This window comes from Paenibacillus cineris (assembly GCF_018333335.1).
Lineage (GTDB): Bacteria > Bacillota > Bacilli > Paenibacillales > Paenibacillaceae > Paenibacillus_AQ > Paenibacillus_AQ favisporus.
Map to the genome: position 1 here is coordinate 350,847 of NZ_BORU01000002.1, position 15,847 is coordinate 366,693.

Sequence of the window (15,847 nt, forward strand, 5' to 3'; positions counted from 1 at the left end):
CCCTGGCAGGGACTGTGCCACAATCCCCCTGCCGGGGCTTTGTGCTGCCGGTTACTTCTGAAGATGCTGGATGGAGGCGAACCCGGCCAGAACGAATCCACCGTGCCCGCCGGACAGGACGGTCGTGATCGAGCACTCCGGCACCAACTCGCTCTGCCTGGAGACAAAGGAGGGGTGCCAGCGGTTCAGCTCGCTCTCGGGAAAGGCATTGAGCAGAAAATCCGTGATCAGTCCGCCGTGGGTGACCAAGGCGAGATGTTTGCCCGGAAGCTGCAAAGCCTGCTCCGACAGCAGCGATGACAGCCGGTCACCGGCCTGCCGCGCGGAGTCGCCGACGGGAGGGACGTAATCCCGGTCGTTCGTGCATCGTTCCCACATGCGCACAAACGCTTCGAAGGTTTGGCCGGGAAGGTCGCCCCAGTTGGCGCGCTCCCTCAGGCGCACATCGGTGTGCACGGGAAGGCCGGACGCTTCAGCGATATATCCGGCCGTGTCCGCCGCCCGCCGGAGCGGGCTGGACACAATCGCGGCCAGGGGCAGCCGGCCTAAATGCCGGGCGGTCTGACGGGCTTCCAGTACTCCCTCGGGGGAAAGCGGGACATCGCCTATGGCGCGGACCTTGGTGCCGTGCCGGACGAGATAAAAGGTGGTGCTGGTGGCAATCGGATTCATAAAGGGGCCTCCTTGGCATAGACCGTTAGTGTTGCGGTTCAAATCGTTAACGTGATTAACAAACAATAATTGATTTAGCGTAAGTGAAATTAGACGTTTATCTAAATACACTCTAATGGATTTCTATGAAAAATAGAACAGGGGAAGCCACAAGGCATCCATTTTTTGAAAGGAAGAGGATTGGTTTATAATAAAAGGGTGCATGTCTGCCTGTATTCACGCGATTGCAGGTGCGGTACAAGTCATGAGGCGGCTAGACAATAACCACTCGCGTTAGGAGATGTATGACTGATGAACGAGGTTATATCCTTAATAAAAAACCACCGCTCCATCCGCAAGTTCAAGAATGAACCGGTCACGGAGCAGCAGCTGAACGAGATCATTTCTGCGGCACAGTGCGCTTCCACTTCCAGCAATGTTCAGGCCTACAGCGTTATCGCGGCCACGGACCCGGCCCTGAAGAAGCAGCTGGCCGAATTAGCCGGCAATCAGGCCTATATCGAGGAATGCCCGGTGTTTCTGATCTGGTGCGCGGATTTGCACCGTTTGGATCAGGTCACCGCCGGGCACATGGCCGGCCGGGAGTCGTACGTGGATTCGACGGAGAATTTTATCGTGGCCACGGTCGATGCGGCCTTAGCGGCACAGACGGCGGCGGTCGCCGCGGAATCGCTCGGGCTTGGCATCGTCTATATCGGCGGCGTCCGTAACCGTATCGCCGAATTGTCAGAGCTGCTGAACCTGCCGGAGCTTGTCTACCCGGTATTCGGCATGTGCCTGGGTGTGCCGGATCAGGAGCCGGGTATTCGTCCGCGGCTGCCGGTGGAGGCGGTTCTGCACCGCAACGGTTACAACGAGGAGCGGATTCAGGAGCCGGTGCAGGCATATGATCAAACGATGCAGCGCTACCTGTCCGAGCGTACCGGCGGCAAGCGGGATACGCCTTGGTCGCAGATTATGGCCGATCGTTTGGCCGAGCCAATCCGGCTGCATATGCGGGAGTTTTTGAGCGGTAAAGGCTTTATGAAAAAATAAACCGGCAGCCGCCGTAACTCGATTATGATAAAAAAGAGGCTTGCGTTTAAAATAGCGCAGGTCTCTTTTTTATTGTGTCTGTTGTGCCAATTTTCCTTTTCCTGGGTAAATAACTTAGGAATGGTGACAAAACCTTCATCCAAAAGTAACGGAGCCGCCCTTTTATAGACAAGCAGGGGTCTCTATAATGCTTATAATCGCTATCCCAGATTGAAAGATATAGAAATGATTATTTTATGGAAAAGGAGCAGCCATACATGCGGACAAGATTCAAAATGGTACTGCCGGGATGCTGTATGCTTCTGGCTTTGGCGGGTTGCACGGAACCGGGCGGCTTGAATGACGGCCTTGGAAGGACTCCTGCTCCCATCAGCGCCGGCGAGGAGGCAGGAAAGCCTGGCAATGCGGAGAACGGGCATTCATCAGGTGGGGCAGCTGGAACAGCGGAGCAGGGGGTTCAGGGGAGTAACGCCTCTTTTGCCGATCAGATGAAGGCCCTGACGAACGCAGGGACCGTGAAAAGCTTGAGCTACTCCCGGCTCACCCAAAAATACGTATACATCAAATCGACGGCCAGCAGCAGCTTTGAGGTCTATTTCGGGGACTTTCAGGCGAAAACGGAAAAGCTCGTCATCAAGCATACATACAGCGCCAAGGAGTCAAGCGTATCCCTAAGCCCTACCGGGCCATACTTTATCGTCACCCGGGTAACGAGCCGCAATCCCGACCGCTATAAATCGGAGCTTTACTATACCGGAGATTTGAAGCCCTACGCGGTGCTGAACACCTTCGGCGAGCCCAGATGGGATGAGGATGGCAGGCTGATCCGGTCTACGGAGTATTTCGATAAGCATCCGAATACGTACCGAAGCCAGATCAGTGTAGATTCCTTGAAAGCCGTGCCGGATCCGGACGAGGTGTTCGCTGAGACCGTCACCGTGGTGAAGGGTCCCGAAACGTCCCGGAAGACCGGCGTTATCTTCAACGTGACCAAGGTGGACAAGAACATGATCTACTATCAGGAACTGAATCTGGATACCAAGCGGATTGAAAACAAGCAGAAGCTGTATTAAGACGAGGCATCGTCTATATGTAAACAATCATTCTTAAAAAAGGGAGCTTCAACCCCTGATGGCCAATCCGCCCCGAGTGGATACTTGCACTTAAAAGCCGGCGCCCCTCAGCGGGGCGCGGGAACTTCGATTTCTACTCATGTGATTCGATTTGCGCCGATCCCGAAAGCGGTGTGGTGTCGAGGTATCTGACCTCGTAGACGCGCTCGGCGAACTTCCAGCCGTCCTTCGTGCGCTGGTAGCGGTCATGGTACACGGCGTAGTTCAGTCCGCTCCTGCCGTCTTGCAGGCGGGCGAGCTCAGAGATGTAGGCACGGCCGGCCGCGGCATCGCCATCGATCTGGATCGTGCCCGGGTGTGTGGTCTGCACGAAAAAGTCCCACTGGCTTTGCAGCCGCTTGCTTCCGTCTCGAATCTGCTCCCGGCCGGTGAGTTCAACGCCCGCACCCGGAATCCGCCACACGCCATCATCTGTGAACAAGGACGCTAGACGGTCGGGGTCGCGCATCATCACCGAGTCGGTGAACTCGCCGCGCAGCGCTTCGATCTCGAAGCGATCAACAATACTCTGAATGCTGCTCATTGCTTTTATCCTCCTCTGTGTTTACAGTGCGCTTTTTTCTCCGACAACTCTGCCTTTATATTGGGATCGAAGGTGTACCTTCGGCAAATTCTCCCGCGTAGGAACGTTCGTGTAACTCCGTGAGTGTTGCTCCCTCCTGCCAGGCTTTCAAAAAGGTTTCCGGATTCACCATGACTCCGAGTGCTTCGACGGGATTGGAACATTGCTGAAGCGCGCGCATGGCTTCCAGACCCTTGAGCAAGTCAGGTCCGTAATTGTCGACTTGGAGTTCCAGGGCATTGTTGTCAGGATCGCGGTAATAGAATGACGTATTTGGACCATGGTTCATCGCCATATACGGCAGCAGCCCCTTGTGTTTCAGACGTTGGTACGTCCGCATGAGATCGTCAATGCTGTAGATGAATGCTACATGATGCATGCCCGCGCTTGCGGGTACCTGTTCGATACATGCGGGATCATGAAAGAGAACCAGGCGATGGTGAGCCAGATCGAAGGTGTAAAAACCACCGATACCTTCCACTTCCAGGGACGGTGTGACCCCGAGGAAGGTGCGATAGAACGCCCGCATCTCCAGAAACCTTGCCGTTTTAAACCCAATGTGGTGCAGCTGCATAGGCGGAATCCCTGCCTCATCAAGGCGGTCTGCCTCATGTTGTGGAGTGTTCATCATCTGTTCAGTCATATAGAAGATCAGCTCCCATTCATTTTTTATGCGATTTGCATGCCGCCGGCTGACAAACAAATCCATTTGCGCTATCATGTGACTATAAAGTCACTTATGATACCCTCATCATATGTTACCAAAAAGTAACGTGTCAAGCGAAACAAAACATTTTTTTGAACTGGAGCGTGAAATGAAAATGGAAAGCAACCCCCGTCATGTAAGTCGGATCGCGATTAAGGCAACCCCTGAGCAGGTTTGGCAAGCGATTACGGATCCGGCCAAGACGTCAACATTTTGGCACCATTGCGCCTTCCGTTCCGATTGGCAAATCGAGTCCCCATTCGAACTATGGAACGGGGAAGAGAAGAGGGCGGAAGGAATCATTCTCGACATCGATCCTCCGAGTAAACTCGTGATGAGTTGGCGGTATGTTGCGTTTCCGGGGGTGAAAAACGAGCCCCCGATACGCATTACGTGGGAGATCGGTTCACATGAAAACCTTAAGGGCGTAACCCTCGTCACCGTTGTGCATGATGAAATGGAACAAGCCGCTGAAACCGCAAAAATTGTTGAAAGGGGATTTCCGATCGTGCTCTCAGGCTTAAAGACGCTGCTTGAAACCGGAGAGGCACTCGTTGGCGGATAACACCCGAAGATAGGTGAAATTGAATTTGGAGAGGGAAAAGAAAAAGGCCTGTCCGTAGCGGGCAGACCCTTTTTTCATTTAGCGCAGAAGGCCGTAAAAACGGCAGGCATTGGCATGCAGCAGCGCCCTGGCTTCCGGCAGGGGGACGTCACGAAGACTGCTCCATACCGAGGCCACCTCTGCGGTCATGCGGGGATGGGTCATCTGACCGGCAAACGGCCCTTCGAACGGCCAAGGCCCGTCGGTCTCGGTCATCACCTGGGAGGCGGGATACCGGCGCGCGAGCTCCTGGATTTCCGCCTCATAGGCGATATCCGGCGTAAACGAAACGTAATATCCGCGATCCGCCATGCGCCGCACGGTGTCCGCCGATCCTTTGAACCAGTGGAAATGGGCGCGGGAGACGCCGTGCTTCTCCAGCAGATCGCAGGCGGTATCCGCATCCTCATAAACGGCGTGCAGCACGATCGGCTTGTCATGGTCCCGGGCAAAACGTACGAAGCGCTCAAGCAGCGCCTCGTACGGTCCGTTATCCCAAGGAAGCCCGGCTTCGGCAGCCTCCAGACGCGAGTAGTACGGCAGGCCGACTTCGCCGACGGCGACCATGTCGTCCGCATGCTCCGCCATCCAGCCGAAGAGTGCGTCGATCTCCCGGTCGGCAGGGAGCGGCTGCTCGGGATGGAAGCCGAAGGCGGGATAGACCTGCCCGGGCCAAGCCTGGGCAAGCCTCAGATTGGCTTGGCTCGATACCAAATCCATGGACACGCCGATGACGGCTGCGACGCCTGCATCTTTCAGGCTCCCGAGCAGCGCCTGCGTCTCGTGCTCCTTATAAGTATCGAGATGAACATGGGCATCGATCAAGGGCGCGAGCGGCGGCAGGTTCGCCTCCGCCGGCGATGCGGATGCCGCTGCTGCCCGGTCGAGGACCAACTCATGGCCGTTTGAAGGGTTTACTTCGCTGTGGTTGCCGCTCATTGGCGTGAACCTCCTTGCTGTGCAGCCTGCATTTTTCGCTGCTCCTCGCGCATCCATTCGCTCAGCTGACGCTTCAGCTGGAGAAACTCGGGAGCCTCCGTCACTTCCTCGCGCCGCGGGCGCGGAAACGGCACGTCGATGGCGTGCAGCACCGCGGCCGGCCGGCTCGAGAAGACGTAAATGCGGCTCGAGAGCAGCAGCGCCTCCTCGATGTTGTGCGTAATGAAGAGAACCGAGCGGCGGTTCTCTTCCCAAATGTCGAGCAGCCAGCGCTGCATGTCGCTGCGGGTCAGCGCATCGAGCGCGCTGAACGGCTCGTCCAGGCACATCAGCTCCTGCGGGCTGAGCAGCGCGCGGAGAAAGGCCGCCCGCTGCTGCATGCCGCCCGACAGCGTATGCGGATGCGCCTTCTCAAAGCCGGCCAGGCCGACTTTGGCGAGCCAGCGCCGCGCGTCCTCACGGGCCTCCCGGCTGACAGGGCCGTGCACCTCCTGGGCCAGCAGCACATTGTCCTCGATCGTCCGCCAAGGGAACAGGGCGGGCTGCTGCGGCATGTAGCTGATATGCCCCTGCTGCCCGGTTACCTCGGCGCCGTTCATCCGGACGGTGCCGGCATCCGGGCGGGTCAGCCCGCCGATCACGTGCAGCAGCGTGCTCTTGCCGCTTCCCGACGGCCCGATGATGGACACGAATTCGCCTTGGCCCACGGTCAGCGAGATGTCGCTGAGTACCGGCAGTGTTCGGCGCTTCTCTTTGAAGCTTTTGCTGACGGAGACGATCTCCAGCGCGGGCGCGGTTTTTTTATTCATCACGGTATTTCTCCTTTCCGGCCTGGCCCGCTAGCCCTGCTTCGGCTTCCAGCGGACGAACCATTTTTCGAGCAGCGCAATCAGCCCGAACATCAGCAGGCTCAGCACGACGATGATCATGATCGCCACGAACATGCGGTCGGTGCGGTAGCCCGATTTTTGCAGCATCATATAATAGCCGATGCCCTTGTCGGCCCCCAGCCACTCGGCGATAATCGCACCCATGACACTGTAGGTGGCGGCAATTTTAATGCCGGAGAAGATGGAAGGGAGCGCGTGGGGCAGCTCCAGCTTGGCGAAAATTTGGCCCTTGCCCGCCCCGATCATGCGCATGTAGTTCATCATGACGGGATCGGTCTGCTTCAAGCCGCCCAGGGCGGCGACCGCCACCGGGAAAAAGCAGACGAGCGTGATGACGATCAGCTTGGGCAGGAGGCCGAAGCCGAACCAGATCATCAGCAGGGGGGCGAGGGCGATGGTCGGGATATTTTGGCTTAGAATGAGCAGCGGATACAGCGCCTGTTTTAAAAACGGAATCAAATGCAGAATCAGTGCGATGACCAGCCCGATGGCGGTTCCGATGGCGAAGCCGAATACGGTCAGCTTCAGCGTGGCCCACACATGCTCCCACAAGCCGCCGGAAGCGGCCGCGGCTTCCCGGGCGATGTCGCTCGGCGCAGGCAAAATCCATTGTTCAATATGGAACAGGGAGGTCAGCAGCTGCCATACGAGCAAAAAGAAGATGACCGCCACGAGGGGCGGCCATACGTTTTTCCACCAGCTTCTCATGGACGGTACTTCTCCGTCAGCTTGTCCATGCTGATTCCGCCGGGATTATGGGCGATTTTGACCTGGGAGATGATACTCGGGCTGCCTGCAGCCACCAGAGCTTCGTGCATTTTGCGCACGACGTCCAGCAGCTCCTCCAGCTCGCCCTCCATCGTCGTTTCCAGCGGGTGCACCTCATGCTTCACGCCGGACTGCTGAATGACCTCAATGGCACGATCGACGTAGGCGTATGAGTCTTCGTTGCCCGGCGTCTTCGGGATCACCTGAATGCTTAACAGCGTATTGGCCATGCGAATCTACTTCCTCTCTTCATAGGTTACGGTAACTCTTAGGTTATGTGCGGCTTATTGTTCCGGCAAAAAGTCGTTCGTGTACGCACTCTTCACGTCCAGCGGCTTGTCCAGCAGCTTGTGATCGTACATCCAGTCGGAATAGCCCTTCCAGATCTGTTCCTTCTGCTCGCCCCAGCGGGCTGCGTCGTCTTGATATTTAGGACTTAACCATTTCTGGCTTTCGATCACCAGCTGCTTATCGAGGTCCGGCACGTCCTTCAGCAGCAGGTTGGCAGCTTCTTCCGGCTTGTCGATCGCGTACTGATAACCTTTGGCGGTCGCGCGCATAAACGCTTTAACCAGCTCGGGGTCATCCTTGATCTGCTTCTCGTTTGTTACGAGAACCGGTGTGTAGTAGTCCAGCTTCTCGGAATAATCTTTGACATACAGCATGTCCAGCGGCTCGCCGCGCAGCTTCGCCTCGATACCGGTCCAGCCGTAGAAGATCCAGGCGAAGTCGATGTCCCGCTTCACGGCGGTAAAATAATCGGCGTCGCCCATGTTGACGATTTTTACCTTCTTCACGTCCGCCTTGTCGATCTCCATGATGGAGCCCATGACAGCTTCTTCGACAGGGGAACCCCAGCCGCCGTAGGTTTTGCCTTCAAAATCCTTCGGCGTCTTGATCCCCCGGTCCACCGGTGCGGCAAAGCCCGACGTATTGTGCTGGATGACCGCGGCGATCGAGACGAGCGGCACGCCCTGCGTGCGGGCCTGGGTCACGCTCTCCTGATAGCTTACGCCGAAGGGCGCCTTGCCGGAAGCGACCATGGCGTCGGCGCCGGTGGAGCCCGGCTGCACGATCTCGACGTTCAAGCCTTCTTCTTTATAATAGCCCAAGTCTTTGGCAGCATAGAGCCCAGTATGGTTCGTGTTGGGCGTCCAGTCGAGGACGACTTTGACGTCCTTCAGCGGCTTCGCTGCGGTGTTGTCCTGGCCTGCCGTGGTGTCGGAAGCGGATGTTCCTTCTCCGCCGCCCGTGTTGTTCTGGCTGCCGCCGCATCCGGCAAGCGCCAGTACGAGCATGCAGACCAGCAGCAGGCCGATGGATTTGTTCTTCATGGCTTTCTCTCTCCTTTGATGTCCGGCCGTTCTTATTCTCTCTGTGGAAGCATCGACCGGTGATCCCCTCTCCCCGTTATATTTAGAATCGTAAGCCGATCTGAGTGACTGAATCATAGAAGCATTCGCAAGGCGTAATCCCGTTTTTCACTAGTATGAATGAAAAAAGCGCCCCGTAAACGGGACGCTTCATATGCGCAAGATCAGCACGGCTTGTAAGCCGTGACAAACGGTTTCCTACGCTGGCATTACCCAGATCAGGTTAAAAGGGTCAGTATCTTGAAGGGATACAATCTCAGCCGGCCAATTCCAGCACCCCGGATTCTATAAGGTTTTCGGGTTGTTTTCCTCCCATATTATAGTCCATCCCCATGGGGGTGTCCAGACATCCGCCCGATTCCAGATTATCTCTGGAAAAATTCGATCCATTCTTTTTCCGGACCATAGATAAAGAAATATTGGTATCCGTTCGGCAGGGTCACGATTTCCTGATCGATCAGCTCCACGCCGTCGAGCGCCTGGATCCGCTCAAATTCCTTCTGAATATCGTCGACATGGATCGCAAAATGGTGCACCGTGCCCTCAGCTGGCAGGTCGTAGCTGTAGCCTTGAATGAGCTCGATTTCCGTCTCGTTACTGCCCCCGAAGCCGAGAAACGCCAGCTGGAACACGCCGTTGGTGTGTGTCAGCCTGCCTTTCAGCTCCAGGCCCACGATCTCGGTATAAAATCGGATAGTTGACTCTAAATCCCGTACGACGATGCCGACATGATCCAAACGTTTATTAGCCATATGTATAAGCTCCTTTTCATAGTACTTATAAGTAATGGGTTTGCCCTAAATTAAGGCCATTATAGCATTTAAATCCGAGGTGTAAGGCAACTTTATGTAAACATCATTGTTTATAAATTATAGGCTGCTTGGTGGTATTGAACTAGTCAGGAACGGGGGAGAGGGTCCTGAAAAAAATAATTGCAGCATGGCTTTTCATGTGTATGTTGACAGCATGTACCGGGCCAACGTATGGCGGAGGGGACATAACGATACTCGATAAGCAGCTCATTGGCTCGACATATTGGATTGTCGTCGAGAACACCCATAGTAAAGAAGAAGGGCCAGTTAAAATTAAAGTCGATAATGAAAACACTTGGAACTTGTTAGAGGTCGGAAGAACGTACCTATCGACATACTCCTACAAGTCGTTGGACAAAGGAGCTAAGCTGGAGAGTGTCCGCCATATAAATCAAGGGCAGTGAACAAGGCAACAGGCTTATTTGACTAAAGCCCGGGATGTCCATCAGACGATCCCAGGCTTATTTTAGTGCCCGCGCTGCTTCTTCTTCGCATAAAATTCGGCCGCCTTATGGCGGTTGCCGCAAGTTTCCATGCTGCACCAGCGCCGCTTGCCGCTCTTAGAGGTGTCCACAAAGTGCAGGATGCAGTCGTCATGCTCGCAAATCCGGATGCGGTCCGAAGATACGTTTGCCAGCGTCTCGAACAGGGAGCGGACGATGGGGTACAGCACGCCTTGGACGGCGGTTTGTCCGTAGGTGATGAGAAGGGGGGTGCCCTGCGCATCCCGCTCAGCCCGGAGCGCCACGTCTAACCGCGAAGCTTCGGCCTCCATGGCGGCGAATGCGTCATCCGACAAGGTGCCGCCATGGTCCAGGTCTTCTAGAACGAGCCGGCACACGCCGCGCAGACGGAGCAGTTCGGGCAGCAGGTCTTCCCGCGTCACAGCTGAAGCTGCCCCTGCGGTATTGTTCAAGCCGTGCAATTCATTATCGTGGAGCCATTCGTCTAAATAACCTGGCTCCTCCAGCATATCCGTGACCCGGTGCTCCCGCATGCGCACCGTATTGGCGAGATTGATCCACAGGGCGCCCCCCAGCACGTTGCGGGAAGGGGATTTATCCATGATGCGTCATCCTTTATAGAGTAATCGTTTCCTTTGTGTTCAGGAATGCTATGTCCATTGTATCACCAACTGCAGCCCGCAGGCGATTTTGCCAATCGGGAGTCTGCAGGTATACAGGCGGATGGTGGATGGCGGTATGGTGGATCGGCACCAGCCGTTTGGCCCCGAGAACGCGTGCGGCCGCGGCCGCTTGTTCTGGAAGCAGCGTAATCGGCATGCCGCTGGGCGGCTGACGATCAGGACGTTCCAGAACGGCACCGTTCACCGGCAGGCATACCGCATCGAATGGGCCGTGAGCCGCGGCAATCTTCCACCAGTAACCGTGCCACAGCGTATCTCCGCAGTGGAGCAGGCGGTGCTCGCCGTCGCTCAGCGCCCAGGCGATCTGCACGTCTCCGACCCCGTCGACGGAGTACGTGGCGGCTGCGCTCAGCGCACCGATTTGGAAGGCATCGCCGACGGAAGCACCGATTACGCGGTTGAGGCCGCTATTTTCAGCAAGGAGGACGCTCTCCTGCGGGAGGTACACGGGAATGTCAGCCCCGTAGGCATCGATGATGGCCTGGGGATCAAAGTGATCCGCATGCTCATGGGTAATCAGCACCGCATCTGCCGGGCCGTATTCGTTAAGCGGGAAGAGCGGTTCGTGAGACTTGGCGTATCTTTCCGGAAAATGATAAAGCGGGTCAATGACCACCGATGTGGCTCCTGCCGTCACTCGAATGCCTGCCCAGGGAAGCTTTTGAAGTTCCATGTCATCCATCTCCTTTGTATAACCTCTAAAATTTGTATTACAAGTTATAATTGGAGTATAGCTGTATTTTTATAACCTGTAAATATAATTTTAGAGGTTATACGAAAATAAAAAAAACGGACCTGCTGGCCCGCCTTTAATTTGAATAGCTTATTTTCCTGCACCTGATGGCCCCTGCAGTCCGCTCTGGTGAACCAGCTTCCGCCGCTGCAGCTGGAAAGCCGCAAAGCTGAGCACGACCATGCCGGCAGTGAACACCGCGAGCATCCATGCCGACTGGTTCACTTCCAGATGGTCCAGGCTCCAGCCCATGATAAGCGGCAGGATGGCTCCGCCGACGCCGCCGGAGGCGATCAAAATGCTGGGTGTCGATTCTTCGCTGCCCTGCAGCAGCTTGCTCGCAAATACGAGCGCAATCGAAAAGATCCCCGACATGAACAGCCCGAGCAGCAGGATGATCGCGAAAGCCGACCATACCTGGCCCATCAGCGGGAACACGATCAGCAGCACCAGGGTGATGAGGCAGCTGAACAGCACGTAGACCCGGTAATGAATCTTTTCGGCGACGACGCCGGCAAAGATCCGGCCGACGGACATCGCGATCCAGAAGCAGGTGACGCTGAGCGCCGCGGCGGCTTCCTTCATGCCCATTTTCTCAATCAGGATGGCGGGCATAAAGTTGGCCAGGCTCATCTCGGTGCCGACGTACAGAAAGAAGAATACGATAAAGAGGACGAGAATGCCGAAAGCTCCGCCTTGATAAGGGAAGCGTTTGGGCGAGGCATGCTCTTGACCGGATACGGAAGCGGCAGGCCCTTTGGCGCTCAGCACGGCATCGATTTCACCGAAGGAGGCCTTCGACCAGAACAGCAGCGTGACGAGGGCGATCAGCGAAATGACGAGGAACGAAAACCTCCACCATCCTTCCGTAATGAATCCGCTTGCGATTAGCGGCATGACCATGGCCCCGACCCCGAAAAAGACCTCCAGGCGGCTCATCGCCACAGCGGTTTTATCGGTAATTGCTGCAATAATAATGGTGCCGATCACCGCTTCAATCATGCCGAAACCAAAGCCTGCGCACACGGCAATGGCGTACAGCCATTCCCAAGGCGGCAGCAGGGTATAGACCAGCTCGGCGGCCGTAAGCAGGCCGATGGCGATCAGCAGCCCGCCCCTTTTACCAAAACGGCGGTTCAGCCACGGGGATACGAGCACACCGGCCAGAAAACCGGCGAACTGGGTAAAGATCAGCGTCCCGCCTTCGCTGTATTCGCGGTGATAATGCTCCAGCAGCACGGGAAGGACCGATCCCAGCACGACATGCGCCAGGCCGATCAGAAAATAGGATAGACATCCTATCCAAATGAGTCGTTTCATGAGGAACTCCTTTACAGTATTAAATTCTTGGTGCGGACAAGCCGGATGACGGCCGGTATCTCCATCATAACAAGGTATTCAGGGCACGTCATGCCTATTCTCGGATAAAAGCTGACGTGTTCCAAGGTTCATCCTATACCGGACAGGGTACACTATGGGTACGGGCTGCGCCCATGGACAACACGAAGCAGAAAGGAGCGGATCATCTAGAGATGGAAGCGAAAATCATCCTGGAACAAAATCTTGCCAAAATACTGGATCACAACCAGTTTTGCTCATTTGCCACAGTGGAAGGCAACCGGCCGAAGCAGCGGTATATGGCTTTATATAATCAGGGCCTCAGCATCCATCTGGTCACCGACCGCAAGACGCATAAAGTTGAGGAACTGGAGGAAAACCCTCACGTTTCCCTGCTGCTGGGCTATGAAATCGGGGGATCGCGGGAGGTTGTAGAGATTGAAGGAACCTGCAAAGTAACGGCTGAGGACTCCCTGCGTAAGCAGATCTGGAAGGAAGAATTCAAGAAGCGGTTTACCGGTCCCGATGATCCGGATTACGTCTTGCTTGAAATTACGCCCGTCCGTGTAGAATATACGGGGAAAGATGGGGAAAAGCACGAATGGATCGAGTAGATTTACTGTGTCCATAAGCAATTGGAACCATTTTCATAGATCCGTGATACGCCCTGATGCTCGAGACCTTGTTCTCGGGCATTATTTTTTGGGAATTGGATGTATTTGTCTTTATTTCATAGGTTACATCGATATAAACTACTCTTGTAGACAGAACTTAATTTAACAATGGTTAGTTAAATAAAGGGGTTAAATTTGTTCTGCCCACCGTACTCGATGTACATCTATTAGGAGGGGTAACATGTCGAAGTCCCGTAAAAAAGTCCTCAAAGGCATCACCGCCGCAGCCGTTGCGATCAACGTGCTCGCCGTTCCAATGGTGCCGGTATTTGCGGACAGCAGCAGCAACGGATCCAAGGTGAAGCTGCGGATCATGGAAACATCCGATTTGCACGTGAACATGGTCAACTATGACTACTATGCGGACAAGCCCACTGACGAATACGGGTTTGCCAAGACGGCCAGCCTGATCAAGGCAGCCAGAAACGAAGCGAAGAACAGCCTGCTGTTCGATAACGGGGACTTGATCCAAGGGAATCCGCTTGGCGACTACGTGGCCAAAGTGAAACCGCTTAAAAAGGGCGAAGTGCACCCGGTTTACAAAGCGATGGACCTGATGGATTACGATGCCGGCGGTGTCGGCAACCATGAATTCAACTATGGCCTGGACTTCCTGAAACTGTCGGAAGAAGGCGCCAACTTCCCGATTGTCAACGCCAACGTCTACAAGGACGACGGGGACAAGGATGACAGCAACGACGTGAACTATTTTACCCCTTATACGATTTTGGACAAAAAGGTTACGGACGAGAACGGTAAGGAGCAGACGATCAAGGTCGGTGTGATCGCATTCGTTCCTCCGCAAATTTCCCAATGGGATAAAGCCAACCTGGAAGGCAAAGTCATCGTGAAGGACATGGTGGAGACCGCCAAAAGGTTCATTCCGCAGATGAAGAAGGAAGGAGCCGACGTCATCGTCGCCATTCCTCATTCCGGCTTTGAGGATATTCCGGAGACGCCTCTGATGGAGAATACCGTTCTGTATCTGAGCAAGGTGGAAGGTATTGATGCCATCCTGTTCGGACATGCCCATAAAACGTTCCCGAGCGCCGAATTTAAGGGGAAAACCGGAGTCGACCTGGAGAAAGGCACGATTAACGGCGTTCCTGCGGTTGAACCTGGATTCTGGGGCGATCACCTCGGCATCATCGACCTGAACCTGGAGAACGTAGACGGCAAGTGGAAAGTCGTTGACTCGAAAACCGAAGCGCGCCCGATCTACGATACGGCAAACAAAAAGGCGCTCGTTGACGCCGATCAAGAAATCGTGAACGCAGTTAAAACGGAGCATGATGCAACAATCGATTATGTACGCGGACCGGTAGGCAAAACCAGTGCGCCGATCAACAGCTATTTTGCACTCGTACAGGACGATCCGTCCATTCAAATCGTCACCAACGCCCAGAAGTGGTACGTTGAGAAAAACCTGAAGGGGACCGAATACGAAAACCTTCCGGTGCTGTCAGCAGGGGCTCCTTTCAAGGCGGGCGGACGTAACGGCGCTTCGTATTATACGAACATTCCGGCCGGAACGATCGCGATCAAGAACGTCTCCGACCTCTATGTGTACCCGAACACCGTGCATGCCGTTGTCGTTACAGGAGCCGAGGTGAAGGAATGGCTGGAGTGGTCCGGAGGCCAGTTCAACCAGATCGATCCTTCCAAGACGACCGAGCAGCCGCTCGTGAACATGGACTTCCCGACATACAATTACGATGTCATCGACGGCGTAACGTATCAAATCGATGTGACCCAGCCAAACAAATACGATGCAAAGGGCACGGTAGTGAATCCTTCAGCAAACCGTATCAAGAATTTGCAGTTCGACGGCAAGCCGATCGATCTGAAGCAGAAGTTTGTCGTAGCGACCAACAACTACCGCGCTTCGTCCTCGAAGCTCGCCAACCCGGACGGCAAGCGGATCATCATGGCCGCTCCGGACGAAAACCGCCAGGTCATCATCGACTACATCCGCGACAACGGAACCATCAACCCGTCCGCTGACGGCAACTGGACCTTTGCGCCGGTGGATGCCAAGCTGAACGTGACCTTTACCTCTTCTCCCGATGCGAAGGACCTTGCGGCCAGCAGCAAAAACATGAAATACATCGGCGCGGCCGAGGACGGATTCGCCAAATACGGACTCGATTTGTCGGTCAGCACGGCTGGTACGGCCCCAGTGACGCCTCCGGCTACCACACCGGAGACGCCTTCGAAGCCGTCTGAGCCATCGACGCCGGCGCAGCCTTCGAAACCGTCCACGCCGTCCAAACCGGCTCCGGCACCGGAAACGAAGCCTTCCGGCAAAGTATATGTCATCAAGAAGGGTGACAACCTGTACCGCATCGGCATCAAGTTCGGTGTGGACTGGAAGACCATCGCCCATGTCAACGGCATTACGAACGTGCATGGATTGAAGGTCGGACAGCAAATTATGATTCCGTAAGCTTTCAATTTATAG

Annotated in this window: 17 protein-coding genes and 1 riboswitch; of the genes, 5 read left to right on the forward strand and 12 right to left on the reverse strand. The window is 55.3% G+C overall.

The features are described 5' to 3' along the window. Positions 1-51: 51 nt before the first annotated feature. Positions 52-714, reverse strand: a complete 663-nt coding sequence (locus tag KI379_RS22370) for a histidine phosphatase family protein (RefSeq protein WP_244879405.1) — start codon at positions 712-714, stop codon at positions 52-54. A gap of 249 nt (positions 715-963) precedes the next feature. Here KI379_RS22370 and nfsA point away from each other — a divergent pair, with 249 nt between their 5' ends. Next, complete coding sequence (gene nfsA, locus KI379_RS22375; RefSeq protein ID WP_089549219.1) at positions 964-1,707, forward strand: oxygen-insensitive NADPH nitroreductase; 744 nt, start codon at positions 964-966, stop codon at positions 1,705-1,707. A 257-nt stretch (positions 1,708-1,964) separates the two neighbouring features. Next, a complete protein-coding gene (locus KI379_RS22380) occupies positions 1,965-2,780 on the forward strand; it encodes a hypothetical protein (RefSeq protein ID WP_212984952.1) in 816 nt (271 codons plus the stop codon). A 133-nt stretch (positions 2,781-2,913) separates the two neighbouring features. On the opposite strand, the gene KI379_RS22385 is transcribed toward KI379_RS22380, so the two are convergent. Together KI379_RS22385 and KI379_RS22390 are read right to left on the reverse strand one after the other, a co-directional pair. Next, a complete protein-coding gene (locus KI379_RS22385) occupies positions 2,914-3,363 on the reverse strand; it encodes a nuclear transport factor 2 family protein (protein WP_212984953.1) in 450 nt (149 codons plus the stop codon). A gap of 55 nt (positions 3,364-3,418) precedes the next feature. Beyond that, the gene (locus tag KI379_RS22390; protein WP_212984954.1) at positions 3,419-4,045 is read right to left on the reverse strand and encodes a VOC family protein; all 627 of its coding nucleotides are present in this window, start codon (positions 4,043-4,045) and stop codon (positions 3,419-3,421) included. 172 nt (positions 4,046-4,217) lie between these two features. Here KI379_RS22390 and KI379_RS22395 point away from each other — a divergent pair, with 172 nt between their 5' ends. Beyond that, a complete protein-coding gene (locus KI379_RS22395; protein ID WP_244879406.1) occupies positions 4,218-4,673 on the forward strand; it encodes an SRPBCC domain-containing protein in 456 nt (151 codons plus the stop codon). Between the two features lie 78 nt (positions 4,674-4,751). Here KI379_RS22395 and KI379_RS22400 read toward each other — a convergent pair whose 3' ends face one another. The 9 genes from KI379_RS22400 to KI379_RS22440 form a co-directional block, all read right to left on the reverse strand. Then, entirely contained in the window at positions 4,752-5,651 is a 900-nt protein-coding gene (locus tag KI379_RS22400) for a TatD family hydrolase (RefSeq protein ID WP_212984956.1), read from the reverse strand. Then, on the reverse strand, positions 5,648-6,460 hold the full coding sequence (locus KI379_RS22405) for an ABC transporter ATP-binding protein (RefSeq protein ID WP_076172704.1): 813 nt from the start codon (positions 6,458-6,460) through the stop codon (positions 5,648-5,650). Before KI379_RS22405 ends, KI379_RS22400 begins: the two co-directional genes overlap by 4 nt. A gap of 30 nt (positions 6,461-6,490) precedes the next feature. Further along, a complete protein-coding gene (locus tag KI379_RS22410) occupies positions 6,491-7,249 on the reverse strand; it encodes an ABC transporter permease (protein WP_076172705.1) in 759 nt (252 codons plus the stop codon). Beyond that, positions 7,246-7,539, reverse strand: a complete 294-nt coding sequence (locus KI379_RS22415; RefSeq protein ID WP_076172706.1) for a thiamine-binding protein — start codon at positions 7,537-7,539, stop codon at positions 7,246-7,248. The genes KI379_RS22410 and KI379_RS22415 overlap by 4 nt, the downstream gene beginning before the upstream one ends. 54 nt (positions 7,540-7,593) lie before the next feature. Further along, positions 7,594-8,643, reverse strand: a complete 1,050-nt coding sequence (locus tag KI379_RS22420; protein ID WP_076172707.1) for an ABC transporter substrate-binding protein — start codon at positions 8,641-8,643, stop codon at positions 7,594-7,596. A gap of 217 nt (positions 8,644-8,860) precedes the next feature. Beyond that, a riboswitch (TPP riboswitch) is annotated at positions 8,861-8,973 on the reverse strand. A 74-nt stretch (positions 8,974-9,047) separates the two neighbouring features. Further along, positions 9,048-9,434: a VOC family protein gene (locus KI379_RS22425; protein WP_089549216.1), complete on the reverse strand. Its 387-nt coding sequence runs from the start codon at positions 9,432-9,434 to the stop codon at positions 9,048-9,050. Between the two features lie 526 nt (positions 9,435-9,960). Then, on the reverse strand, positions 9,961-10,560 hold the full coding sequence (locus KI379_RS22430; RefSeq protein WP_212984957.1) for a CGNR zinc finger domain-containing protein: 600 nt from the start codon (positions 10,558-10,560) through the stop codon (positions 9,961-9,963). Positions 10,561-10,573: 13 nt separating this feature from the next. Beyond that, on the reverse strand, positions 10,574-11,314 hold the full coding sequence (locus tag KI379_RS22435) for an MBL fold metallo-hydrolase (protein WP_212984958.1): 741 nt from the start codon (positions 11,312-11,314) through the stop codon (positions 10,574-10,576). Positions 11,315-11,464: 150 nt separating this feature from the next. Next, positions 11,465-12,694 carry an MFS transporter gene (locus KI379_RS22440; RefSeq protein WP_076172712.1) on the reverse strand — a complete coding sequence of 410 codons (1,230 nt, stop codon included), beginning with the start codon at positions 12,692-12,694 and terminating at the stop codon, positions 11,465-11,467. 173 nt (positions 12,695-12,867) lie between these two features. On the opposite strand from KI379_RS22440, the gene KI379_RS22445 reads away from it, so the two are divergent. Next, positions 12,868-13,326 carry a pyridoxamine 5'-phosphate oxidase family protein gene (locus KI379_RS22445; RefSeq protein ID WP_244169323.1) on the forward strand — a complete coding sequence of 153 codons (459 nt, stop codon included), beginning with the start codon at positions 12,868-12,870 and terminating at the stop codon, positions 13,324-13,326. 241 nt (positions 13,327-13,567) lie between these two features. Beyond that, positions 13,568-15,832, forward strand: a complete 2,265-nt coding sequence (locus KI379_RS22450; protein WP_212984959.1) for a bifunctional 2',3'-cyclic-nucleotide 2'-phosphodiesterase/3'-nucleotidase — start codon at positions 13,568-13,570, stop codon at positions 15,830-15,832. Positions 15,833-15,847 lie beyond the last annotated feature (15 nt).

What these genes read in the sequence shown, in the direction of transcription:
- KI379_RS22395 (WP_244879406.1), top strand. Translation starts at nt 4,218, where the DNA reads ATGAAAATGGAAAGCAACCCCCGTCATGTAAGTCGGATCGCGATTAAG.
- KI379_RS22405 (WP_076172704.1), bottom strand. Translation starts at nt 6,460, where the DNA reads ATGAATAAAAAAACCGCGCCCGCGCTGGAGATCGTCTCCGTCAGCAAA.
- KI379_RS22410 (WP_076172705.1), bottom strand. Translation starts at nt 7,249, where the DNA reads ATGAGAAGCTGGTGGAAAAACGTATGGCCGCCCCTCGTGGCGGTCATC.
- KI379_RS22390 (WP_212984954.1), bottom strand. Translation starts at nt 4,045, where the DNA reads ATGACTGAACAGATGATGAACACTCCACAACATGAGGCAGACCGCCTT.
- KI379_RS22380 (WP_212984952.1), top strand. Translation starts at nt 1,965, where the DNA reads ATGCGGACAAGATTCAAAATGGTACTGCCGGGATGCTGTATGCTTCTG.
- KI379_RS22415 (WP_076172706.1), bottom strand. Translation starts at nt 7,539, where the DNA reads ATGGCCAATACGCTGTTAAGCATTCAGGTGATCCCGAAGACGCCGGGC.
- KI379_RS22435 (WP_212984958.1), bottom strand. Translation starts at nt 11,314, where the DNA reads ATGGAACTTCAAAAGCTTCCCTGGGCAGGCATTCGAGTGACGGCAGGA.
- KI379_RS22445 (WP_244169323.1), top strand. Translation starts at nt 12,868, where the DNA reads ATGGACAACACGAAGCAGAAAGGAGCGGATCATCTAGAGATGGAAGCG.
- KI379_RS22450 (WP_212984959.1), top strand. Translation starts at nt 13,568, where the DNA reads ATGTCGAAGTCCCGTAAAAAAGTCCTCAAAGGCATCACCGCCGCAGCC.
- KI379_RS22385 (WP_212984953.1), bottom strand. Translation starts at nt 3,363, where the DNA reads ATGAGCAGCATTCAGAGTATTGTTGATCGCTTCGAGATCGAAGCGCTG.
- nfsA (WP_089549219.1), top strand. Translation starts at nt 964, where the DNA reads ATGAACGAGGTTATATCCTTAATAAAAAACCACCGCTCCATCCGCAAG.
- KI379_RS22420 (WP_076172707.1), bottom strand. Translation starts at nt 8,643, where the DNA reads ATGAAGAACAAATCCATCGGCCTGCTGCTGGTCTGCATGCTCGTACTG.
- KI379_RS22430 (WP_212984957.1), bottom strand. Translation starts at nt 10,560, where the DNA reads ATGGATAAATCCCCTTCCCGCAACGTGCTGGGGGGCGCCCTGTGGATC.
- KI379_RS22400 (WP_212984956.1), bottom strand. Translation starts at nt 5,651, where the DNA reads ATGAGCGGCAACCACAGCGAAGTAAACCCTTCAAACGGCCATGAGTTG.
- KI379_RS22440 (WP_076172712.1), bottom strand. Translation starts at nt 12,694, where the DNA reads ATGAAACGACTCATTTGGATAGGATGTCTATCCTATTTTCTGATCGGC.
- KI379_RS22425 (WP_089549216.1), bottom strand. Translation starts at nt 9,434, where the DNA reads ATGGCTAATAAACGTTTGGATCATGTCGGCATCGTCGTACGGGATTTA.